The 23,798-nt window shown below is 37.3% G+C and carries 16 protein-coding genes; 11 read left to right on the top strand and 5 right to left on the bottom strand.

Going from position 1 to position 23,798, the window contains the following annotated elements:
- Nucleotides 1-141: 141 nt before the first annotated feature.
- Complete coding sequence (locus H1R81_RS14465; protein WP_181841449.1) at nt 142-2,817, bottom strand: PKD domain-containing protein; 2,676 nt, start codon at nt 2,815-2,817, stop codon at nt 142-144.
- 308 nt (nt 2,818-3,125) lie between these two features.
- On the opposite strand from H1R81_RS14465, the gene H1R81_RS14470 reads away from it, so the two are divergent.
- The 4 genes from H1R81_RS14470 to H1R81_RS14485 all read left to right on the top strand — a co-directional run bounded on the left by H1R81_RS14470 (nt 3,126) and on the right by H1R81_RS14485 (nt 10,815).
- Entirely contained in the window at nt 3,126-4,175 is a 1,050-nt protein-coding gene (locus H1R81_RS14470; RefSeq protein ID WP_181841450.1) for a type IX secretion system membrane protein PorP/SprF, read from the top strand.
- Between the two features lie 715 nt (nt 4,176-4,890).
- Nucleotides 4,891-6,369, top strand: coding sequence for an APC family permease (locus H1R81_RS14475; RefSeq protein WP_181841451.1), 1,479 nt, complete (start codon nt 4,891-4,893; stop codon nt 6,367-6,369).
- Between the two features lie 149 nt (nt 6,370-6,518).
- On the top strand, nt 6,519-8,432 hold the full coding sequence (locus H1R81_RS14480; RefSeq protein ID WP_181841452.1) for a hypothetical protein: 1,914 nt from the start codon (nt 6,519-6,521) through the stop codon (nt 8,430-8,432).
- Nucleotides 8,433-8,436: 4 nt separating this feature from the next.
- On the top strand, nt 8,437-10,815 hold the full coding sequence (locus H1R81_RS14485) for a beta-galactosidase (RefSeq protein ID WP_181841453.1): 2,379 nt from the start codon (nt 8,437-8,439) through the stop codon (nt 10,813-10,815).
- A 75-nt stretch (nt 10,816-10,890) separates the two neighbouring features.
- On the opposite strand, the gene H1R81_RS14490 is transcribed toward H1R81_RS14485, so the two are convergent.
- Nucleotides 10,891-11,298, bottom strand: a complete 408-nt coding sequence (locus H1R81_RS14490) for a small multi-drug export protein (protein WP_229251133.1) — start codon at nt 11,296-11,298, stop codon at nt 10,891-10,893.
- Nucleotides 11,299-11,481: 183 nt separating this feature from the next.
- On the opposite strand from H1R81_RS14490, the gene H1R81_RS14495 reads away from it, so the two are divergent.
- On the top strand, nt 11,482-12,342 hold the full coding sequence (locus H1R81_RS14495; RefSeq protein WP_181841455.1) for a DUF481 domain-containing protein: 861 nt from the start codon (nt 11,482-11,484) through the stop codon (nt 12,340-12,342).
- Between the two features lie 106 nt (nt 12,343-12,448).
- On the opposite strand, the gene H1R81_RS14500 is transcribed toward H1R81_RS14495, so the two are convergent.
- The gene (locus H1R81_RS14500) at nt 12,449-13,663 is read right to left on the bottom strand and encodes a pyridoxal phosphate-dependent aminotransferase (protein WP_181841456.1); all 1,215 of its coding nucleotides are present in this window, start codon (nt 13,661-13,663) and stop codon (nt 12,449-12,451) included.
- Between the two features lie 396 nt (nt 13,664-14,059).
- Between H1R81_RS14500 and H1R81_RS14505 the strand changes: the two genes are divergently transcribed.
- Complete coding sequence (locus H1R81_RS14505; protein ID WP_181841457.1) at nt 14,060-14,917, top strand: DUF4261 domain-containing protein; 858 nt, start codon at nt 14,060-14,062, stop codon at nt 14,915-14,917.
- Between the two features lie 127 nt (nt 14,918-15,044).
- Here H1R81_RS14505 and msrA read toward each other — a convergent pair whose 3' ends face one another.
- Entirely contained in the window at nt 15,045-15,695 is a 651-nt protein-coding gene (gene msrA / locus H1R81_RS14510; RefSeq protein WP_181841458.1) for a peptide-methionine (S)-S-oxide reductase MsrA, read from the bottom strand.
- Nucleotides 15,696-16,023: 328 nt separating this feature from the next.
- Here msrA and H1R81_RS14515 point away from each other — a divergent pair, with 328 nt between their 5' ends.
- The 3 genes from H1R81_RS14515 to gldJ all read left to right on the top strand — a co-directional run bounded on the left by H1R81_RS14515 (nt 16,024) and on the right by gldJ (nt 21,835).
- Complete coding sequence (locus H1R81_RS14515) at nt 16,024-16,905, top strand: polyphosphate kinase 2 family protein (protein ID WP_181841459.1); 882 nt, start codon at nt 16,024-16,026, stop codon at nt 16,903-16,905.
- A 196-nt stretch (nt 16,906-17,101) separates the two neighbouring features.
- A complete protein-coding gene (gene mfd, locus H1R81_RS14520) occupies nt 17,102-20,452 on the top strand; it encodes a transcription-repair coupling factor (RefSeq protein ID WP_181841460.1) in 3,351 nt (1,116 codons plus the stop codon).
- Between the two features lie 96 nt (nt 20,453-20,548).
- Nucleotides 20,549-21,835 carry a gliding motility lipoprotein GldJ gene (gene gldJ, locus H1R81_RS14525; protein WP_181841461.1) on the top strand — a complete coding sequence of 429 codons (1,287 nt, stop codon included), beginning with the start codon at nt 20,549-20,551 and terminating at the stop codon, nt 21,833-21,835.
- 102 nt (nt 21,836-21,937) lie between these two features.
- On the opposite strand, the gene H1R81_RS14530 is transcribed toward gldJ, so the two are convergent.
- On the bottom strand, nt 21,938-22,624 hold the full coding sequence (locus H1R81_RS14530) for a ComF family protein (RefSeq protein ID WP_181841462.1): 687 nt from the start codon (nt 22,622-22,624) through the stop codon (nt 21,938-21,940).
- Nucleotides 22,625-22,660: 36 nt separating this feature from the next.
- On the opposite strand from H1R81_RS14530, the gene H1R81_RS14535 reads away from it, so the two are divergent.
- Nucleotides 22,661-23,017: a hypothetical protein gene (locus H1R81_RS14535; RefSeq protein WP_181841463.1), complete on the top strand. Its 357-nt coding sequence runs from the start codon at nt 22,661-22,663 to the stop codon at nt 23,015-23,017.
- Nucleotides 23,014-23,781 carry an exodeoxyribonuclease III gene (locus H1R81_RS14540; RefSeq protein WP_181841464.1) on the top strand — a complete coding sequence of 256 codons (768 nt, stop codon included), beginning with the start codon at nt 23,014-23,016 and terminating at the stop codon, nt 23,779-23,781. The genes H1R81_RS14535 and H1R81_RS14540 overlap by 4 nt, the downstream gene beginning before the upstream one ends.
- The last annotated feature ends 17 nt before the right edge of the window (nt 23,782-23,798 follow it).

Consider the following 23,798-nt stretch of genomic DNA (forward strand, 5'->3'; position numbering starts at 1 on the left):
TTATCAAATATACAATCTTTTTAAGAGGTTTTTACATAAAAACCTCTTAAAGTATAACTATCTGATAATTTACAAATACTTCCGGTTACCCTTCAAAAGTAGAAAGTGAGAATAATAATCTATCCGTATTTTGAAGAAATCTTATTTTATTAGCAGAATCCCCCCTGTCTTGGTTATTTTCGGTCGCTCCGGAAAATACTCACTTTTATAACTTACCACAAAGGCATAGAGCATCGGTGCCATCAATTTACCTTTATAGGTGCCATCCCAGAGTTTATCAGGTTCAAACGATTCAAAAATTATTTCACCCCAGCGGTTATAAATCTTCAGGTCAAAATCTGTAATAAATTCATGTGGTAACTCAAATCTATCATTTTTCCCATCACCATTCGGGGTAAAGGCCTCGGGCACAAATAACTGTGGTTCGCACCCTTCTTTTACCACCACTTCATCTTTAACTTTACAGAATACAGGCGTACCACTCTGCAAAACAAATTTATTTGATACCGTAACACCATACGTTGCTAAAGCACTAATCGTAATTGTCGGAGTAGTTTCAGAAGTCGGAGTCCAGAGATACTGTGGATCAACGGTATTTGTTGCTTTGGGGTTTAAAACCTTGGTTAATCCCTTAAGTACACAAAGATAATCCTCATCAGGTAAGTTAGGAACAGGTGTTGGTTTAATATAAATTTCATCTGTTACTACAAAGGTATTACATTTCTGTTTGAGGGCATTGCCTAAAAGTGGAATATTGACATTCTGGCTAAGCACCGTTTCTGAAAAAACATCTACGGTCATTATAATCTTGTAGGTTCCTTCTTTTTCATAGATATGCGTAGGTTCTTTCCCGGTTCCGGTTGTACCATCGCCAAAATCCCAGTGTATTTCAGCTTTCATCGGGCTACATATCCCTTGTGTTGAAAACTTCGTGGGTTGGCCCTGACAAGTACCCTGATAAGTAGCACTTAGCCCTTCGCCATCCTGTTGTGGTTTGGCACGAACCACATTCGGGAAACCGAAATGGCTCTCACCGATTACTTCTGCCCCAAAAACATTGCTGACAGGCACATATCCTACTATACTGGCTCCACCCAGTGCATCAGGTTGAGATATATAAGGAAGCAACGTCCGGCCATCTACTGCCATATAAATAGCTCCAACTGAATTGACCGGCCCCATTTGTAAAGCACCAAAGGTATAGGTAGCCGACTCATCGATTTTGATTTTCTCGGCAGTTATAACCGCCGGATCTTTGCGATTCAGATTCAGCTGATATAAATAAGATTTTACGCCAGTCGCCGGGTCTCCTCTTAAAGTAGTATATAGTAGCTGGGCATCATAAGAAAACTCAAGACCATATACCATCGGAGGTGCCGGAATTTTTAAATCAATCGTTACATTCAGTTTCAGGCTTCCGGTTTCAGGGTCTATGTCATATACCTCAATGAAGTTTTGCCCGTTTTTTACTATTGCCATTGCCAATTTATCCCCTAAGGGTGAGATACGCATATAACCTGTGGCATCAGCATCATCTATTCCTAAAGCTTGTGTTCTCTCAGTAGTACCAGTAGAGTCAACTTTCAGTATTCTGAACTCATTGGTTTTACTATCGTGTGAATAAATATAATATCCTACTTCATTCCCGCTATCGTCAAAGGCTTTTCGGGTGGCAATCTGTGGAGCTGATGTAAAGCTTACAGGAACATCTTTTTCTACTACTGCACCCTTCCCGTCATCGCGCCTCATGTCAACTACACTATATGACAACATCCCTGTTGTTTCATTTAAGGTATAGATATAATATAAATGATTGGGACACTCGTTACATGAGTTCTTCGGGATAATCAGGGATGATTGTATAGAAGTATTAGTACCCCCCAGGTCACTATTGGTTAACGGTGGAAAAAATGCCATTGGCTGGTCGTCGCTACCTCTGTAAATTTTCACGCCATCGGTATAGAAGACCAGATCTCCTTTAGAACCATATACCATAGCCGCACCTTCAGGTGAATCAATAGGGTTGTCTTTCGATGGTGTAACCGGAACATAGGTTGGGTCTTCTTCTTCAGGGTCTTCAAACAGGTCCCCATTATCCTCTAATGGGTCTCGTTCAATTGGTGTCGAAGGATTCAAACCAAATTCGAGCGTAGCACCCGTTCCAAAATACCATTTTTCACCGCCACCACTACTATTAGATTGTTGCAAACAGAATTTTATATTGATTTTTGCGGTTCGGGAACATTGACCTGAAGGATCAAAAACTTCTACTGAATAGCATCCGGCTTCTGTTACATCAATTGTCGGAGTTGTTTGTCCTTTCGGAAACCAGAGATATGTTACCCCTGGAGGTGGTGCTGAACCTTTGTAAGGGTCTAATCTGACCGTCTTGCCGTCGCATACTGTAGTATCAGCACTGATTTTATCGAAAAACTTAGGCTGTTGCGGGGGTTGACTAATAATAACCGTTTCGGTAACCGGGGCCTGCACAATACTATTGACAGTACGGATAAGTGTAACGATATAAGTACCTGCCTGATCGTAGCTATGCTGTGGATTACGGGTAGTAGCAGGTGTACTCCCGTCGCCAAAATTCCATTCCCAGGCTGTTGCATCCGGGTTTGTATCAAAAAAAATTGTCGGCTCATTACAATCTGCACTCTGTGCCTGCCCATTAGGACCTGGAGGCATAGCAGGCATTTTCATACATTTTTTACCACCTACAAAAAACTCCTGACAAAAGGATAAATAAGAAGTAAGGGATAATGTGGCCGCAATAAAAAAAATCCTTAGATTAGTACCAATACCACCCCACATAGTTCGTTAAATATTATAAATACTAACTTATTAAAAATAAATCAAATTTTAAGTTTTTGCTTCTGAAAATTTTAACGAGAGATAAAAGAAAAATATTTGATATTCAAGCTTAAACATTTCGTTATCGGTCAAATATCTACATTTTTTAATGCCTTTACACCAAAAGCTATATGTATAACGTTATTTTGTGACCAAATGCTATAAAAACGTGTATCTTCGTATAAAAACCTTTTCGTAATAAAATAAAATGTGCTTTGGAATGAAATTTGCTTTAGAAATACATCATTATCTCCTATAAAATATAGGCAATGGAAAAACTTTATTTACGAATTGTCCTTTTGTGCACTGTTTGCTTGAATAGCTTTGCACAAGACCCCCAGTTTTCGCAGTTTTATGCGGCTCCTTTATATCAGAATCCTGCTTTTGCAGGCGGAGCCTACGCACCCAGATTGATTGCCAACTATCGCAACCAATGGCCTTCTATAGATGCTAACTTTGTTACAGCTTCTTTTTCTTTCGATCATTATATAGAAAAAATTAATAGTGGTTTTGGTATTTTAGCGACCAACGACTCGCAGGGTCCGGCCAGAATAAAAAGTACAGAAATCAGTGCGATTTATTCATATCAGGTAAAACTGAATGAGGAAAATTTCTTACGCCTGGGTGTGCAGGGAACCTACGCTAATAAGACTCTTAATTATCTGGGGCTTACTTTTGGCGATCAATATACCAATTCAGGATTTACAGGTTTACCTACCGATGACCCCCTCATAAAAGACCCAAAAAATATTAATCCTATTCAATATATAGATTATAGTGCCGGAGCACTATTTTATAATAGCAGGTCATGGTTGGGTGTATCTACAAATCACCTTACACAACCCTCATTTACCTTCAATAGCACTCTTGGTGGAGAACAATCATTTGTACCCATGAAAATAAGTGTAAGTGGGGGGTTAAAAATACCATTAGATAATCCGTATTCAAATGCTGCCAATGTCGACAGAGAATTTTCTGTTTCTCCTGCATTTCTCTATAAAAGACAAGGGAAATTCGATCAGTTGGATCTGGGCTTTTATGCTACTTATTCACCACTTACTTTAGGATTATGGTATCGGGGTATTCCGATCAAGAAAAGAGATATTACCCGTACAAACCACGATGCCCTCATCTTTCTTGTTGGGGTACGTCAGGATAACTTCTCAATCGGTTATAGTTACGATATAACTGTCTCGAGTTTAGGTATTTCAACGGGTGGTTCTCACGAGATTTCAATTGCTTATCAGTTTGACCCTGTTGAAAGGAAGCGGACAAGAAGCAAAAGAATCAAAAAGGAGTTATCTTGCCCTAAATTCTGATATTTAATTTTAATATATACCTAAAGAGCCTGAAATCTATCAGGCTCTTGTTTTTTAAGTTGGTTTATTATATTATCCTTTAAAATCAGTTTATTCTTCCGGTATAAAATAAAAATCAATCTTATTGTAAAACCCTTACAATCAATGTTTTTTGAAGAATCTGTTAATTCTGTATTTTTCTGCTAAGAATCTTACCTGGCTAATTTGCTTTTAACTCCATTGTATTTAATCTTTTGTTATTGTGCAGGCTTATTTTCTTATACTTTGATTACGAGAATAATACAGTGTATATCTCTGAAGAAAGAATTGACTACCTGCCTAATTAAGAAAATATCTAAAAGAAATACAGTTCAATCTTCTATTTAAAGGTTTTACATAAATCAGCAGCAATAGTAAATCAACTGTTGTCAAACCTCTATTAAAGTGAGATAAAATTTATTTAATGGACAATAATTGTGCGATGGCGCAGGATTTATAATGGGTATCAAACTTCTTTGACTATTTGGGGTTTGCCTGGCAAACTACAATGATACGAGAAATAAGCCTGGTGAATAGTAGGGGCAAATGCTATGAAAATCAACTGGTTTTTCTAAGTAAAAAGTCAAAAAATAAAAGAATATTTCGTTTTTTGATTAAATGGTTTGGTAAATCAATGCTTTTTTACAGTATATTGCAATATAATTCGAAACAAACCAAAAACAACTCTAAACATCGTATGGAAAACAGTATTTGGCGTAAGAAGCCAATGTCGGCTTATGAGGCTGACATTAAGAATAACCAACTCAAAAGGGTAATGGGTAAGTGGAGTCTTACCGCTATCGGGATTGGGGGTATTATCGGAGGAGGTATATTTGTATTAACAGGTACTGCTGCTCACTATCATGCCGGCCCGGCGTTAGCACTTTCATTTATTATAGCAGGTATTGGCTGCGTATTTGCCGCCCTTTGCTATTCCGAATTTGCCTCTATGCTTCCGGTTGAAGGTTCGGCCTATGCTTATGCCTATGGTACAATCGGTGAGCTTTTTGCATGGATTATCGGGTGGGGTTTGATTCTCGAATATGCTATGGGTGCCATGACTGTTGCGGTGAGCTGGTCTGGGTACTTTAACAAATTAGTTCACTTATTCGGTATAGATATACCATTTTACTTAAGAAACGACCCTTGGTCGGCTGCAACCTATGCACAGGCCAATGGCCTTGATGCTCCTTCATTTGCACTCAACCTACCTGCTTTTGTTATTACCTGGGTAGTAACCTGGATTTTGGTTAAGGGTATTAAAGAAGCGGCTAACACTAATAACATGATTGTAATTTTAAAGGTAGCGGCCGTTATTTTTGTTATCATTGCAGGGGTTTTCTTTGTTAACTATGAAAACTGGAAACCATTTATACCTGAACCAACATTGGTTACACACGAAGATGGGATCGCTAAAGAAGCATATGGCTGGAAGGGTATTTTTAGTGGAGCTGCGGCTATTTTCTTTGCATACATTGGTTTTGATGTAGTTTCCACCTCAGCAGGCGAGGCTGTTAATCCTAAGAAAGATATACCATTTGCTATTATTGCATCTCTTCTGATCTGTACTGTTTTATATATTCTTGTATCATTGGTACTTACTGGTATGATGAATTATAAGGATATAACCGGAGATGCTTTGAAAGCTCCTGTTGCGATTGCATTTGATAAAGTAGGACAGCCCTGGGCTGTGTTCATTATTACCGCTGCTGCAACAGCTGGTTTGATTTCTGTAATGTTGGTGATGATGTTAGGACAAACCCGTGTTTTCTTAGGCATGGCAAAAGATGGTTTATTACCTAATTTCTTTAAAGAAGTACATCAAACCTGGCAAACCCCCTGGAAAAGCACACTTCTGGTTGGCTTAGTAGTTTCTTTAGTGGCATCTTTTACTCCTATTGGGATTTTAAGTGATATGACCAGCTTTGGTACTTTGTTTGCCTTTGCTATGGTTTGTTTAGCTGTATTGATTCTGCGCTATAGAGAACCAAACCGTGACAGACCATTCAAAACCCCTATGGTCTATATAATTGGCCCATTAGGTATCGTTACTAACTTTGCTTTAATGGCTCTTTTAGATAGCAAAGCGCAAAAATTTGCTATCGGTTGGATGTTAATCGGCTTCGTTGTTTATTTCATTTATAGCCGTAATAAAAGTAAGCTGAATGATCTGTAAATAGAATAGTAAATATTAAAAGGCTTTCAACCAGTGGTTGAAAGCCTTTTTTTTTTAGACTTGCGTATCTACCTTTGTACTTCATGCTTTTCTCTGCTTTCTCTTGAATAAGCAATTACCTTTCAACTGGCTTGATATATTAATTTATAATGGTAAAATTTTTAAAGTGGGAAATCGACCGTTTCTGGTTAAAGTTTTTCTATGTTCTGTTTCTGATTATTTTAGTTTTCCCCTATTACAGGATTTACGAGAATCCTGAAGGCGGTATTGATAATTCTTGGAGAATTGCTCTTGAATTAGCTAAGGCCAAAGGTTTAGTTTTCGGTCAGGATATTATTTACACCTACGGGCCTTTAGGCTCTCTTACCCAGCGATTTGCCATTACCAGCACGCCTTTTGATTTTTTTCTTTTTGATTTTTTCTTCTTTTTAAATATCGGAATTTTACTTTTCTTTTTATTGCCCAAACTCCTCAGACTGTATCAGCTACTAATTCATTTTGTTTTATTCTTTTTTATTTCTTCGATGTATGGCGAGTGGGTGCATTTTTTATTATTTTACTCGTCTATATTCTTAGGAGTAAGATTCTTGCAAATAAAAAATCATTGGCTTTTATCCTACTCTATTCTGGTTGGTATTATTACTTTTTTTGTTAAAGCTAATTATGGCATTATCGCTATAGGGTTCATTGCTATATTAACGACCTACTCTTTTTTCACTAAACGTCTTACGTTTACAGTATTTCTTTTCTATATAATAGGTAGTATGATAGCCTTGGCGTTGCTATCTTTTTGGCTCAAAACCGATTTATTACAATATTTTTATACAAGTATTAAAGTTATCAGTGGTTATAATGAGGCTCAGTCCTTGTTTCCCGAAAGTCGCTTACGCCTGGTAATTGCAGCTTTTCTGATTTGGGGAACACTTATCGGTTTAGGTATATTTTACGCTATCAAAAATCTTGTCCAAAACAAAAAACTGAGCTTATCATTAATAGATAATCTTTTTATCTGGGGGTGTAGTATTGTTATCTCTTTCATTTTGTTTAAATACGCTTTCGTTCGGGCAGATGACGGACATATTACGGCTTTTGTTAAACTGGCTAATTTGCCTTTATTACTCTTACCCTTTTTTACTACCCACCGATTGCTTAAAATTGGTGGCTGGCTATTAATTGCATTAAATATTATTTCTTATTTGGTTTTCTATCAGCCCATTTTTGGGAGGGTTACTTTTTCGATACCAGACAACCTGCGCACCAAGACCTATATTTTTCCGCAATACTTTAAAGATATTTTTAATCTGCCTTGTTATAAAACCCATAAGACATATCCGGCTGATGTACTCACCAGAATAGGCAACAAAAGTGTTGATATTATTCCGAATGAAATATCTGAGATTTATTTTAACAGACTTAATTATAATCCCCGCCCGACACTTCAATCGTATCAGGCGTATAATCAATATTTGGATAATAAGAATCGGGAGAAATATCTGTCAGCCACCGCTCCTGATTTTGTAGTATATGGCGTTGAAAGCACCGATAATAAATATGCCTGGGGAGACGAAACCCAAACGCTTTTAGCTTTACTACAACGTTATAAACCTGTTAAGATTTGGGGCAATCGCTTACTATTGCAAAAACAACCTTTCATTAAAACGCTGAAACAAATCAAAAATCAAAAGGTAAAATTACGTTTCGGCCAAGAATATAACATTCAGGCTGATACTTCTGTTAATACTATTAGTGTATTAAAAATAAAAACCGCCCGTACGTGGTTCGGTAAATTAATGAATTTGTTTTTTCAGCCTTCTCATTTCGCTATAACAATTACAACGGAAGACGGGAAAATGGCGTCTTACAATAGTGTGTCAATTTTATTGGAGAAAGGTTTAATTATTAACTCTAAAATAGATAGTGTACAGGATACAAAGCAATTTTTTGAATCTCCCTACATTAAAAATAAGATTGTAAAATCTATCAACATTCAGGAAGTTGTCAGAGGGCGTGCCGGATTTAAAGAGGATTTTGAGTTGGAACAAGTGTACTACGAAATGAAATAAATTTATGAAGATCAGACTTTCACATTATTTTTCTTTAGTTGCTTTCTTGTTATTTTATTCATCGGTACCGTCTTATGCTCAGACCCCACCTCAAAGATATATAGTTCATGGTGTTTTGAACTTAGAGCCAACCATGAATCATGGTATCAGTGCCATGAATAAAATGGTGAGAGCCGGGTGCAATGCCGTTGCTCTGACAGTAATGTGGGATCGTATTTATCCGAAAGCAGATTCAAAAGGTGATTGGGCACAATTAGATAATCAGATAAACCATGCTATTAATAATCTCCATGTAAAACTGGTACTAAGAATCCATCTGGGTAGGCATATCGCCTTGACACCCGGTTTCTGGGCTTTAGAAGAAGCCGTAGCCGACTTTAAAGGAAAACCTTTGACCTATTACTACGATAACGACCATTTCAGTTTTGCACATCAGCCTTCTATCGCAAAAGCCGCGGGGTTTGTAAAAGAGGTTTGCCAACGTTACAAGGATTTACAGGCACGCGGACAAATCCTCTTTATTTCGGTTGTAAATACGCCACAACAGGAATTAGGCTATGCCTACGAAAATCAACAATATCCAAATCCCTCATATTTTGCTGTCTTTGACCATTCAAAATGGTCTATGCTTAAATGGAAAGACTGGGCTAAAACCAAATATCAGACCATACGTACCCTGAATAGTTATTGGGGAACTTCATACAAACAATTTTTAGAAGTTGAACCCTATGTAAACTGGTTCAATACAAAAGACTCTTTCAGAGGGCTGAGAGGTAAAGACTGGTATCTTTTCCGGCATCAATTGCTCAAAAGCCATGTTGACCAGATGATTGATGCGGTAAAGTCGGTCGATCCGACCTTTAATGTGGCATGCGAGTTTGGTGGAATTGCTGACAACTTGTCTTTATTACGGGGTACATTTGCCTTTAAAAATCTCACGGAAAAGGCTGATATTATAAAAACATCAGTAGATGCCTTTCAAGGCGATGGGATTCAGGCTGACTTGGTAATAAGTAATTTAAGGCAAAATCAGAAGTACTACACAGAGATTGCACATTTTGACCAATCAACGCCTGAGTCATTAAGAAACTATGTTGACCGTGCCATTGAGTATGGGTGCGAGGTTGTACTGCTTTATGTAGATTATGATAATGGAAAAGACGTTGAGAAATTATTGCCTGCTGTGCAGGAAGGGGTTTATTGGATGGATAAACCTAACCCTCCGATAGTATTTGCAGACTCTATGAGATATCGGCTTTCTCAGTTAATCGACAACCGTGAAGCCGTAGTAGAAGATTGGCGGATACGGTCAGATAATGGCAAGAAAAAAATCAGGATTATCTACGAAGAAGATTTAGTACATGATAAACAGGTAATTGATAACCCTTTGCCTGATATTCCAGACCCTGGTCCGGATCCTGACCCCGATCCGGGGCCTGGACCCGTAACCCCACCAGATCCGCCCAAACCCCCTGTACAAGAAGGACCAAATGAGATACCAATTGAAAACTTCAAAGACTATACACAGCAGATAGTCGTAAATCAACCTTTTGTTTTCAGAATCCCTGAAAACCTGTATATTGATCCTGATGGTTACATTGCTTATATTGAAATTACAGAATCGCCCAATTGGGTAAATTTTAATAAGTTTGAGTTTAGTTTCTACGGCAAAGCACCCTCGCTTGGAAAAACAAAAATAAAACTCAAAATTTATGATAACAAAGGCGCAAGCCTTGAGTCAGTTATGTATATTGAGAGTATTCCTCCGGCTATTGACTTTGAACTGATTAAGGCTGATTACTTTGATGTGCCGATTGAGGGTTGGGGTTTATTAACTAATAACCGTACACTTTATTTAGAAGATCTGCCTGAGAAACTGAATGTATTGGCCCGCTGCAATTTGGATTCGGTGAATTTCCATTTTGAGTTGACCGGGCCGTACAAATTCAAGAACATTTCTGAACGTCCCCCTTATAATTTATTTGGTGAAGGAAGAGGGTTGGAGTTTCCTATAGGTACTTATACCCTCAAGGCCAATGCCTATCAGAAAGACACCTTGATTACTTTTAAAACGGTTCAGTTTACTGTTAAATACTCCACGGATTCAACTCAAAATATTCTCACTGACTGGTTAGTTTATCCGAATCCTTTTGAAAATATCTGTAATGTTAAATTACCTTTAGAAGAAGATTATAGCACCCTTGATTTTGTTCTTTATACTTCTGCTGGAAAAAAGATACCTCTGAAGAAAGAGCAGATTAAACTGGTGAATAATGTGGCTTATATAGATTTAGGAATGATGGATATTATTGCCGGGAGCTATATTCTGGAAATTAACAAAGCTGGTAATTCTTTAAAACGTATTCGGGTTGTGAAGATATAAGCCGGATAGGTCAACAATGATGAAGGGGGCTGATAATTAAAAAATCAGCCCCCTTCATCATTGTTTATTCTTCTTTTAGAATAAAATATTTTTTGCATAGTACAGAAACAAACTCTGTATTACCCCCCACACGCAGGCACTCCAAAGCATATTAAGCATGATGTCTCTTTTATGGTACCTGAATGCCAGAGCAAGAATTGCCCCTCCTATTGGGCTGAAGAGAATAGGAGTCAGAAAGGATATTCCTATCAGCCCAAACCTTCTTCTAACTCTTACAGCTAATCTGTTAGAGCGTGTAAATTTTTTCTTTTTCTTAGGTTCGCCTTTCTGGAAAAGTCTCGTAAAAAACCTTTGTATATAATCTCCAAAAAAGGTAATTAATGCCACGGTTATCATCATTCCAATTACCGAACAAATGGCTGTTTCTACCCATGTAATTTTCAGGGCCAGGCCCGTTAAAGGCCCCCCGAAAAATTTTATCATGCTTGCAAAAATTACTGAAAGATACTTAGCCACCTCCATTGTCTATCGCTTATTTTCCTGATAATCCCTTATTACTGTTATGTATGGATTCTACATTACCATTAACACTTAAAATGACTGCTTGTTTAGCAAAATCGAAAAGATATTGCAAATTTTGCGAAATTTATAAATAAGCCAACACCAATGAAACTAAAATTATTAATCTTAATTTTTTCTTTATTTAGCTTAATTCTAAAAGCCCAGACTACAACGCCTGATACCCTCAAACCAGAGAATCTTCCTCCAGTTCAGATGTCACCTGATAGCACGGCTACAGAGGAAGAACAGGAAGAAGAAGACGAGGAAAAAAAGGAAGAAGAACCGGAGGATAATACACCGGCTAAATTCAAATTCAGATTATCTGCTGATGGAACATATACCTCAGGAAACGTGAATCGTGCCTTGATGCAATTTGCTTCAGGTATTGACTGGAATCTAAGTAATATCTTAAAGTTTTCGAGTAGCCCTTCTTTTATTTACGGACAACAAAACAAACAACTAAATGAACGGGAGATTTTTGCAGATTTCAGAACAACCGTACTTTATGAGAAACGATTTTATTATCTGGGTTTTGGTTCTTATGAAAGAAGTAACCTTCGTAAAATAGGGAACCGTTTAATTGCTGCTGGGGGCGTCGGGTTCAAACTCATAGACAAGGGAATTTATTACCTTTCTGTTACCAATGTACTTTTATATGAATGGACTGATTTTATCAACAATAAAGATATTCCTGATAAAAATTTATGGCGTAACTCTACCAGATTTTTTGGAGAATATTCGTTAGCAGATGGTAAAATGACGATTTCTCATACGCTGTTCTTACAACCCAGCTTCACTGAAAAGAACTTCCGCTGGAATGGTAATCTTATTTTCCGTTACCAGATTACCAAACGTACAGCGATCAGAAGCATGATTGAAGACTCGTATGAAAGTGTAGTTGTGAGCGGTCGCAAAAACAACGATTTCCGTTGGACTTTCGGTGTCTTATTTGAATTTAAAAAATAGTTTCCCCTTGAAAAATTACTTTTTAAAAGTATTATACTTTTTGATAAAAAATAAAAGAAATAAGCACCTGGGTTTCAGGTGCTTATCTGTATTTCTCAACGCTCAATTATTTCAAAGTTGCCAACGCTGTTTTAACTCTACCCATTGCTTCTGTCAAAGCTTCATCAGATGCCGCTGTTGAAATTCTCAAACAGTTTGGTGCGCCAAATGAGCCACCGCCTACCATAGCTACATGGGCTGTTTCTAACAACCACATACATAGCTGGTCAGCATCCTGAATAGTTACCTTACCGTCTGACTTTCCGAAGTAATAACTAATATCAGGGAAAGCATAGAATGCGCCATCCGGAACATTTACTTTCACACCCGGAATATCTCTCAATAAGTTAATTACTAAATCTCTGCGGCGTAAATAAGCCAGTTTCATCATTTCCGGTGCCGACATATCTTCCCATGCTACAACTGCTCCACGTTGAGAGATTGAGCTTGTACCAGAGGTTACCTGGCCTTGTAATTTTTCAACGCCTTCGGCTATCCATTTAGCGGCTGCAATGAAACCTAAACGCCAGCCAGTCATGGCAAAGCCTTTAGCAAAACCATTAACCGTAATTACACGATCTTTGATTTCAGGAATAGAACCGATGCTGAAATGCCCTTCTTGCGTAAAGTTGATGTATTCGTAGATTTCATCAGCCAATACAAAAACGTTCTCGTGGTATTTTATTACTTCCGCCAAAGCTCTTAGTTCGGCTTCGCTATATACAGAACCTGTAGGGTTATTTGGCGATGCGTACATTACCACTTTCGTGCGGTCAGTGATAGCGGCTTCTAATTGTTGTGATGTTACTTTGAAATCGTTTTCAAAAGAACCCTCAACAATCACAGATTTACCATCTGCCAACTTTACCATTTCAGAATAGCTTACCCAGTAAGGTGCCAAGATAACAACCTCGTCACCCGGATTCACTAAACATTGTATTACGTTTGCTAATGAATGTTTTGCTCCTGTAGAAACAACGATGTTTTCAGGTTTCCAATCCAGATTATTTTCACGCTTGAGCTTGTCTGCGATTGCCTTGCGGAGTTCTGGAATACCCGCTACTGGTGTGTAGTGGTGGAAACCGTTGTCGATAGCTGCCTTGGCAGCATCACAAATATGCTTTGGAGTTTTGAAGTCTGGCTCTCCGACAGATAAGTTAATGACCTTGTGCCCCTGCGCCGCTAATTCGCGCGATTTTTTCGACATACCAAGCGTGGCTGATTCTTCCAGCGCATTGATTCTGTCAGCGAGTAGGTTCGCTGTTTCAACTAATGCAGACATGATTTTTTGAAATGAAAAGTATAAAATTGTTTACCTTCTAGCCATAATCCTAAGCTTGAATATTGATAGCTAAGTACTTATCACTAAAATTCGGGTGCAAAATTAGTTCCTTTCTAAGAAAAATACCATTTATTTCTGTTCTTTTCGCAATTAATGTTCTTCACCTTATTCAATATCCATGAATTTGAATCAAATTAATACATAGAATTTATAAAAATATTTATCTATACTTTTAATACTTTTAGATTTCATTTAAAAGAGACCTTAAGCTTTTGAATGAGTCTATTTTGCATTATCTATTTAATAATTATTTCTCCCATCGGTTAAATTTAATATCTTGCTTACCCATATTAATGTGATTAAATTAAGTTAACCATCTAAAACTATATTCCAGACATGGGATTATTTGACCTCTTCAAAAAGAAATCAACTGAAAAATCTCCTCAATCAGCCGCAAAAGAACTCGTTTCAAATGAACCAGCTCTCCAAATCGTGAGCTTATTTTATGAAAATTCGCCGGAACCTCATAAGAACAAAATTCTGCCAGAATTAAAACTACGATTCAAGAATGTAGAAGTATCATCTGACGATCGGCCTTTGAATTTTTTCTTTCCAGGGTACGTGAATAACCTTAACAATGAATCGATTCCTGCTCGAGGAACTATAGTGACAATAGACACTAAAGTATATTCAGACAGATTTACAAAAGCATTTCCACAATCATGGCATTGGCGGGAAGTAAAACCTATAATAAACGATTGTAGTTATGAACTTGAACTGTTTGATTTTATATCTGAGAATCTGGCTCACCAAACAAGGTTAGAAATTTTTCAAAAATTCTTAAGTGCTGTGGTAAAGGCAACAAACCCAGCAGTAATATATTTCAGGAACAGCGAAAAGTTTATAAAGCCGGAAGACTTTCTTGAAGCCTGCGACAAAGAACAAGGAGATTTCCTGCATGGAGCGATGAATATCCGGTTGTTTAATATAGGAGACGGAGAAGTCTTGATGGATACGTTTGGTCTTCATGCTTTTGGTTTAGCAGATTTTGAATGCAGATTCACCAGAAAATACGACCCTGGCGAAATTGCAGGTGTTCTTACCAATATAGCTTATTATGTTTTTGAAACAGGCGATTTAATCAGAAGCGATACAACTATTCAAGGCATTGGCAAAAACCCAATCTGGAAGACTCAATATAAAGAATCTATGGCTGAACCTAAGAGGTTGGTGGTTAATGTAATTCCGAGTTAAGGCTATGCTCGGGCTTCGACTACGCTCAGCCACCGGGCTATGCGCTTTAAGTTAAAAAGATGCTATAAAATGCAAAAACCCTTTCTATCTCTTCGATAGAAAGGGTTTTCTTTATCTAAAAGACCTCTTACTGATTCTTCTTCGCCAATTTATCTTTAAATACCTTTTCAAATTTTTCAACTTTAGGTCTTACTACCATTTGGCAATAAGGCTGTGTACCATTTAGATTATAGTAATCCTGGTGGTAGTTTTCAGCTTTGTAGAAAATCTGTGCAGGCTCAATGGCCGTAACGATAGGGGAGTTGTAAATACCTGCTGTATTTAACTCTGCTTTATATTTTTCTGCCAAAGCCTTTTGCTTATCGTCATGATAGAAAACTACTGAGCGGTATTGTGTACCAACATCGTTTCCTTGACGATTCAATGTGGTTGGGTCGTGAGTTTTCCAGAAAACTTCAAGCAATTCTTCAAATGATATTTTCTGAGGATTGTAGGTAATTTCGGTAACCTCTACGTGTCCGGTCAAGCCTGTGCACACTTCTTTATATGTTGGGTTCTTGTTTGTGCCACCCATGTATCCCGACTCTACTTTAGTAACGCCATCTAATCTCTGGAATACTGCTTCTACACACCAGAAGCATCCGGCACCGAAAGTAGCAACAGCCTTATCTTGTTCTGTTTCTTGATTCATTATCGTTTCTTTTTTGTTGAATTTGTAACCAGATAGGGCAATGACACCAATGGCTGCCCCTAATAAAATAATTGATTGTATCTTCATTAGTTAACAAAATTTCTTGATTGAACGTTTTATTGAATAAACGAATTATTAACGATTTGAGTTTGCTTATTATACCTTTTACTCAACTGTGCAATTTATAAATTTCTTATTGAAAACAATCGCCTATATTTAGCATAAGTTTTTTAACGGCCTGAACTTTAATTTACCTGATTTAATGATTTCTCTGATTTTGAAAAACTGATTTAGATTATCGTTTATAAAGACATTATTTTACTGTTTTTAGATATGACTAAATTTTAAATCATTTATCATATATAATCATTAAATCAGGTAAATTAAAGTTCCGACAAATTCAATATTAACCCCTATGAAAAAAATTGACATCGACGATTTCGTATTCGACGGAAGTGGAAAATTTTCAATCAGTGATACCAAAACAAAAATTAAAGATTTTTATGAAGATAAAGAGGATTATGAAACTTCTTTATCCGACTTGAATAATCAGATGGACGAACTGCAAAGTATGATGTACGCCCATAATAGATACGGTCTTCTGGTTATATTTCAGGCAATGGACGCAGCCGGAAAAGACGGAACCCTGAAAGCCGTTTTCTCAGGAGTCAATCCACAAGGCTTAAGTGTATATTCTTTTAAACGCCCAACTGAAATAGAACTTGAGCATGACTTTTTATGGCGTACTATTTTACAGTTACCTCATAGAGGCAACATTACAGTTTTTAATCGTTCATATTATGAAGAGGTTCTGGTAGTAAAAGTTCACCCTGAAATTATAACTCAAACCCAACGATTGCCGATGGAGTTGGCCGATGATATGGATAAGCTATGGAAAAATCGATATGAAGATATTACAAATTTAGAAACCTATCTTCACCGGAATGGAATCAGGGTGGTAAAGTTTTTTTTGAATGTTTCAAAAGAAGAACAAGCAGAGAGATTAATAGAACGGATACAAGACCCAACTAAAAACTGGAAATTTGATGAGCAGGATGTGAAGGAGAGGGGATTCTGGAATGATTATCAGCAAGCCTATGAAGACTTGATTAATGCTACTTCAACACATAAGTGTCCATGGTATGTAATTCCGGCAGACGACAAGAAAAATATGCGATTGATAGTAGCAAAGACAATCGTTCGCGAACTGAAAAAATTAAATATGAGCTATCCGGAGTCGACCGAAGAGCGGCATAAAGAGCTCAAAAACCTGATTCATATCATTGAGTCGCAATAATTAAAATATTCGCTATAAAACCTAATATTTAATAAAATACGATATGAAATTACCTTCAATTTGTCTATGTTGTGTTACTTTACAAAGTATTAACAGCCTAAAAAGTTAGTTTAAGGTTTATTTTTTAAATTTGTAGTAAAATTCAGGACGCAAAAAATCATTTTGCGTCCCTTTCTTATTTATAAAATTCTGAAAGGTGGAAGTAAAAGACTTATTAAAAATTTATAGTGAAGACGCTTTTATACGTTCAGCTATTGAAAGTGTAAAGACAAATAACACCATACAACTTAAAGGACTTGCCGGTAGTTCAGACGCGATTTTCGCCAGTGTCAACTATCAGATTAACCCACAGCACAATCTTTTTATATTGAATGATAAAGAAGATGCGGCATATTTTTATAATGACTTGCAAAATCTTTTAGGGGAGGAAAACGTATTTATTTTTCCGATGTCTTATAAAAAACCTTATCAATACGAAGAAATTGATAATGCAAATGTGCTACAAAGGTCCGAAATCCTCAATCAGCTTAATAATGACAAGGCCAATCTCATGATTGTGACTTACCCCGAAGCGCTGTCAGAAAAGGTAATTAACAAGAAATCACTCATTTCTAATACTCTTCAGGTAAAAGTCGGAGAGACGTTCGACATCAATTTTATTTCAGAGTTATTAATTGGCTACGATTTTGAAAAAGCTGAATTTGTTTATGAACCGGGCCAGTTCTCCATCCGTGGAGGAATAGTTGATATCTTCTCTTATGCGTCTGAATACCCATACCGTATTGAACTTTTCGGTGATGAGATTGACAGCATCCGTTTGTTTAACCCTGAATCACAATTATCGATGCAATCGGTTAACCAAATCAACATTATACCTGATGTTCAGAGCAAATTGATAGAGGAAAAAAGAGAGACTTTTTTTAATTTTATTCGCAATGCAAGTAATATATGGATAAAAGACGCAGGTTATTGTTTTGAAGTAATCGACGATTGCTTTAGAGTTGTGGAACAGCACTTTCAGGAGATAGTCGGAAGAAGCGGAGGTATTCAGGTCATTGAAAACCCTGAGGCTTTGTTCGAAACCCGAAGAGGGTTTCAGAATGAAATTAAAAAGTTTAAAATCATAGAATTTGGTACAAAAAATTATTACAAAGACTCCGAAAAGTTAACTTTCCAAAGTAAAAATCAACCCTCATTCAATAAGGATTTCAAACGCTTGATTGATAACATAAAAGAGAATCAGTCGAAGCATTTTACCACTATTATATCAGCTGAGTCGGTGAAACAGTTAAGTCGTCTCCAGGCTATCTTTGAAGAGATTGACCCCTTCACGAAATTCCAGTCGTTACAGGTGTCATTACGTGGTGGCTTTATTGATGAGCAAACCAAAGTAGCTTTTTACACAGACCATCAGATATTTGACCGTTACCACCGATTCAAGGTGCGAGATAAATTCAGCAAGTCGAAGGCCTTGACCATGAAAGAGTTGAGAGCATTACAGACAGGTGATTTTGTTACGCATATCGACTACGGCATCGGACGTTTTGCGGGTCTCGAAAAAATAGTTGTGGGTGATAAAGAACAAGAAGCCGTAAGATTGATTTATCGGGATAATGATATTCTGTTAGTGAACATTCACTCGCTACATAAAATAGCCAAATATTCAGGTAAAGAGGGAGCTCCCCCAGTGATGAGTAAATTGGGATCTGCGGAGTGGGAAAACAAAAAATCAAGAGTAAAGAGACAGGTAAAAGATATAGCCAAAGAGTTAATAGGTTTATATGCAAAAAGACGCCTCGCCCCAGGCTTTGCTTTCTCACGTGATGGATTCATGCAAGCAGAATTAGAATCCTCTTTCTTTTATGAAGATACTCCCGACCAGGCTACGGCTACAAGTGCTGTAAAAGATGATATGGAAAAACCTTATCCAATGGACAGGTTGGTATGCGGCGATGTGGGCTTTGGTAAGACTGAGGTGGCTATAAGGGCCGCTTTTAAAGCTGTGGCCGATAGCAAACAGGTAGCTGTTTTAGTACCTACTACCATTCTTGCCATGCAGCATCATAAGACTTTTGCCGAGCGGCTATCAAAACTACCTGTCAATGTTGATGAAATAAGCCGTTTCAGGTCAGCTAAGGAAATTACTGAAACCTTGAAAAAGCTCAAAGAAGGTAAGATAGATATACTAATAGGTACACATCGCATATTAAATAAAGATATAGAGTTTAAAGATTTAGGTCTGTTGATTATAGATGAAGAGCAAAAGTTTGGTGTAAAAGCCAAGGATCGGTTAAAAGAAATGAAACTGAATGTAGATGTATTGACATTGACAGCCACGCCGATTCCAAGAACCTTGCATTTCTCATTGATGGGCGCACGCGATTTATCAGTTATCTCTACACCGCCGCCAAACCGCCAGCCTGTCACGACTGAAGTACGTCTATTTAAAGAAGAATTTATCAGAGATGCTATCAGTTATGAATTGAAGCGTGGCGGGCAGGTCTACTTTGTGCATAATCGTGTAAATGATATCGAGTCTATCGCTAATATTATCTTAAGATTAGTACCTGATGCCAAAATTGGTATTGCTCATGGACAGATGGAGGGTGATAGGTTAGAAAAAGTAATGATGAAATTCATTGAGGGAGACTATGACGTACTGGTTTCCACGAACATTATTGAGTCAGGTCTTGATATTCCGAATGCTAATACCATTATTATTAATCAGGCGCAAAACTTTGGTATGTCAGATTTGCATCAAATGCGGGGTAGGGTAGGGCGTTCAAACCGGAAAGCATTCTGTTATTTACTTACTCCTCCGACTTCTGTGCTATCAAGCGATGGCCGTAAACGTCTGCAAACACTGGAAGAATTTTCTGATTTGGGCGATGGCTTTAAAGTATCAATGAGAGACCTTGATATAAGAGGGGCTGGTAACCTTTTAGGTTCAGAACAAAGTGGTTTTATTAATGACTTAGGTTATGAAACTTACCATAAGATTTTAGATGAAGCTGTACAAGAGTTGAAAGAAAATGAGTTTAAAGACTTATTTATGAAAGAAATGACAGCCACCACAACAGATTTGCGCCTGCCTGATTGCCAGATTGAGACAGATTTACAGATTATTATCCCTGAAAATTATGTAAGTAATATCTCCGAAAGGTTATCCTTATATAATCAGTTAGACAATATCGAGAAAGAGCAAGAGTTGCAGGAATTCAGGAAATCTATCATTGATCGCTTCGGCTCAATGCCACAGGAGGTAGAAAATTTAGTTAAAATGGTAAGAATCAGATGGAAAGCCGAACAATTAGGCTTTGAAAAATTAACTTTGAAAAACAATATCCTAAAATGCTATTTCGTTTCTTCAGAGAAAACAGAATATTTTCAGGCAGATAAGTTTGGCAAAATTCTTGATTATATTAAAAATAATCCAAAAAGATGCTCGCTAAAGGAAATTAAATCTAAACTTCTTCTTACTGTAGAAAATTTACAAAGCATTGACGATTTAGATAAATTATTGAGTGGATTTGTCGGGAAAGAATAGTCTTTCTTAAATTATTGATTCTTAGTACCTTAAGATATTTACATCAAATAACCTATTTTTGCAAAACGAATTCTATTAACAAAAATCATTCCGAAAATGAAAAGAATACTTTTTAGTTCGATTACGGGTGCGTTGGCTTTTGCGCTTATCCTGAGTGGCTGTTCGAGCAAAAAAAGAACGAGTATCGACCCGGGTCGTAGTAGCACTGCTACCGGGATTGCCTATTCTAAAGACAACAAAGGTAAAAAACCTAAAAAAGGACAGGCTGCACAAACTGATGGTTTTCAGGTAAACTCCTTTAAAGGTCAGCCTGCCGGTCCAAACCTTGTATATATAGAAGGTGGACGTTTTACTATGGGAACTGTAGAAGAAGATGTGACCTTTGCACGTGATAACCTCGAAAGAACCGTAACTGTTTCTTCTTTCTATATGGACGAAACAGAAATTACTAATCTTCACTGGCTTGAGTATTTACATGGTATTCAAAAGGATTCGTCGCAAGAATTTTATGAAACAGCCTTACCTGATACTACCGTCTGGATGAACCGGCTATCATTTAATGACCAATATACTGAGCAATACTTGCGCTATCCGGGTTTCAGAATGTATCCTGTTGTTGGGGTTTCGTGGGTACAGGCATCCGATTACTGCAAATGGAGAACAGGAGCAGTAAATGGCGAAATGGCTCTTCGTTTTGGTCCTAAAGCAAAAACCTCTAAAAAAGACAGAAGTGCCCCCACTACTGAAGCACCACAGGCTAAAACAGGAGGTCGTTTAGCTATCGAAACCGGTAATGTATTACCTGGGTATCGTCTTCCAACTGAAGCTGAGTGGGAATATGCCGCAAAAGCTATGATTGGCACTCAATATATGGACGAAAACCAGTCAAGTCAGCGTATCTATCCTTGGGACGGTTCTTCAATGCGTAAACCTAAAGGTGGTCAGAAAGGCACCATGTTAGCTAACTTCAAACGTGGTCGTGGAGACTTTGCAGGTATTGCCGGACACCAAAACGATGGTGGTATTATCACTATGGAAGTTTATGAATTCCCGGCCAACGACTTCGGTTTATATAATATGGCAGGAAACGTAAATGAGTGGGTAATGGACTTATATCGCCCGAATACATTCCAGGATGTAAACGATTTAAATCCGATCCGTCGTAGTGATTATTTAGATGAAGAAAGTTTATACGATAAAAAAGGCTTTAACTCTTTGATAGACAACAAGCTACGTGTCTACAAAGGTGGTTCATGGAACGATGTAGCCTATTGGTTATCTCCAGGTACACGTCGTTATTTAGATCAGGATTCTGCAACAGCAACAATTGGTTTCCGTTGTGCTATGATTGCTATTGGTCCTAAAGGAAAACGTAAACTATAGAGATAAAATAATTATCATTAGAAAGCCCTTTCACTTGAAAGGGCTTTTTTGTTTTATATAGTGAGCTTCGCTTTTCTACCAATTTAAAAAATTTTCACGCTTTCAGTCAGCTATGGCAATAGTTATAACGGAAACTTCAGCACAACCATTTTCCAACAATATTTCGGCAAATGATTCAATCGTTGAAACCGTAGTCAAAACATCATCTACAATGGCTATATGCTTATTTTTTATTAGCTCTTTATCTGTTATTTCAAAAACATCCTGTACATTCCTGAAGCGTTCAAAGCGGCTCTTTTTCGTTTGAGTTTCTGTTTTTAATGCTTTTTTAGCGGCTGTCGTTACATAGGGTATATCTAAAGTATTAGAAAGCCCCTCAGCAATACAATTGGCTTGATTATAACCCCTCTGCTTTTCCTTTTCGTTATGTAGCGGTACCCCAATTAATATATCTATATCATTGCCGAACCCGGCTGCCTTTAAATCCTGTCCATATAATTCTCCCAACATAACACCTACTTCAGGTTTATTCCTATACTTTAGTTGATGAAGCAGATGTTGAACCTTACTTTTCTTTGAAAATTTGAGATAGGCTGTTGTATGTGAAACATTAATTTTACCCCAGAAACGTCTTTCGATTAATTTATCAGGATTCAGATGTGTATTTGTTCTGGGTAAATCAATCAGGCATTGAGTACAAATCAGTTTTTCTCCTCCTGAAAGCGGTTCACCGCAAGCTTCGCAGGTTTTTGGATAGATTATATCTACTAAATGATTGAGCCATTTCATACGCTTTCATTAAGTTTGTATATAAAAAAATTGAGAATGGGAGAAGAAGACAAATTAAAAGAAAACTGGCAAACATTGTTGCAATTTCTAAAAGAAAATATCGGAAAGAAACCTGTAGATTTAAATGGTGTATTGTTCGTCATAGGTGTACAGGAATTAGGGCAGGGCAAGAAGTTCTTTACAAAAGAACAAAAACAGGATCTGATGCACATAGCTATCTGCAGGGTTTTGAGTTATGGAGGCTATTACGAACTCGAAGGCAAAGATAAAGAAGGCTGGCCTCATTGGAAATTAATAAAACCTTTGCCTAATTTTGATTTATTATCACAAGAGAAACTATTAAAACATTTTGTAATAGAATATTTCAGAAAAGAAGTCGGATTACACATATGAGAATCATCAGCTACAATGTCAATGGCATCCGTGCCGCCATCAAAAAAGGCCTGTTAGATTGGCTCAAAAATCATCAACCAGACGCTATCTGTCTGCAAGAAATCAAACTATCCGAAACCGAGGTAGTTGAAGATCATTTTAAAGCCCTGGGATATCATTGTTATTGGTATCCTGCCCAGAAACGAGGATATAGCGGTGTTGCTATTCTCACAAAAGTAAAACCAAAACACGTGGAATATGGCATGGGAATTAAAGAGTATGACTTTGAAGGTAGAATGATTCGTGCCGATTTTGATAATTTTTCCCTGGTTTGTACTTATTTCCCCTCAGGAACGTCAGGTGATGAACGTCAGGGCATTAAAATGAAATTCGTAGAAGATTTTTTCGTTTATATTGAAAAACTCAGCAAGACTCACCCTAACCTTGTATTGAGTGGAGACGTAAACATTTGTCATCAGGAGATAGATATCCATAATCCCAAAGCAAATGCAAAATCGTCAGGTTTTTTACCGGAAGAGCGGGCATGGGTTGGCAGGTTTCTTGATAGTGGTTATATTGATACTTTCAGGTTTTTTAACCAGAGCCCTCATAACTATACCTGGTGGTCTTTAAGATTCGGAGCAAGAGCAAAAAATTTAGGTTGGCGTATTGATTATCATTTTGCTTCTAACTCATTACAACTTCATTTAAAGAGTGCTGCCATTTACCCTGAATTGCATTTTTCTGACCATTGTCCTATTGAACTTTGTTTAGAATTTGCTTAAAAGCTAAATATTAAGGT

This window comes from Emticicia sp. BO119, assembly GCF_013912375.1.
GTDB lineage: Bacteria > Bacteroidota > Bacteroidia > Cytophagales > Spirosomataceae > Emticicia.

Excerpts from the sequence above, each read along its gene's own strand:
- H1R81_RS14465 (WP_181841449.1), bottom strand. The coding sequence starts at position 2,817 with ATGTGGGGTGGTATTGGTACTAATCTAAGGATTTTTTTTATTGCGGCC.
- H1R81_RS14470 (WP_181841450.1), top strand. The coding sequence starts at position 3,126 with ATGGAAAAACTTTATTTACGAATTGTCCTTTTGTGCACTGTTTGCTTG.
- H1R81_RS14475 (WP_181841451.1), top strand. The coding sequence starts at position 4,891 with ATGGAAAACAGTATTTGGCGTAAGAAGCCAATGTCGGCTTATGAGGCT.
- H1R81_RS14480 (WP_181841452.1), top strand. The coding sequence starts at position 6,519 with ATGGTAAAATTTTTAAAGTGGGAAATCGACCGTTTCTGGTTAAAGTTT.
- H1R81_RS14485 (WP_181841453.1), top strand. The coding sequence starts at position 8,437 with ATGAAGATCAGACTTTCACATTATTTTTCTTTAGTTGCTTTCTTGTTA.
- H1R81_RS14490 (WP_229251133.1), bottom strand. The coding sequence starts at position 11,298 with ATGATAAAATTTTTCGGGGGGCCTTTAACGGGCCTGGCCCTGAAAATT.
- H1R81_RS14495 (WP_181841455.1), top strand. The coding sequence starts at position 11,482 with ATGAAACTAAAATTATTAATCTTAATTTTTTCTTTATTTAGCTTAATT.
- H1R81_RS14500 (WP_181841456.1), bottom strand. The coding sequence starts at position 13,663 with ATGTCTGCATTAGTTGAAACAGCGAACCTACTCGCTGACAGAATCAAT.
- H1R81_RS14505 (WP_181841457.1), top strand. The coding sequence starts at position 14,060 with ATGGGATTATTTGACCTCTTCAAAAAGAAATCAACTGAAAAATCTCCT.
- msrA (WP_181841458.1), bottom strand. The coding sequence starts at position 15,695 with ATGAAGATACAATCAATTATTTTATTAGGGGCAGCCATTGGTGTCATT.
- H1R81_RS14515 (WP_181841459.1), top strand. The coding sequence starts at position 16,024 with ATGAAAAAAATTGACATCGACGATTTCGTATTCGACGGAAGTGGAAAA.
- gldJ (WP_181841461.1), top strand. The coding sequence starts at position 20,549 with ATGAAAAGAATACTTTTTAGTTCGATTACGGGTGCGTTGGCTTTTGCG.
- H1R81_RS14530 (WP_181841462.1), bottom strand. The coding sequence starts at position 22,624 with ATGAAATGGCTCAATCATTTAGTAGATATAATCTATCCAAAAACCTGC.
- H1R81_RS14535 (WP_181841463.1), top strand. The coding sequence starts at position 22,661 with ATGGGAGAAGAAGACAAATTAAAAGAAAACTGGCAAACATTGTTGCAA.
- H1R81_RS14540 (WP_181841464.1), top strand. The coding sequence starts at position 23,014 with ATGAGAATCATCAGCTACAATGTCAATGGCATCCGTGCCGCCATCAAA.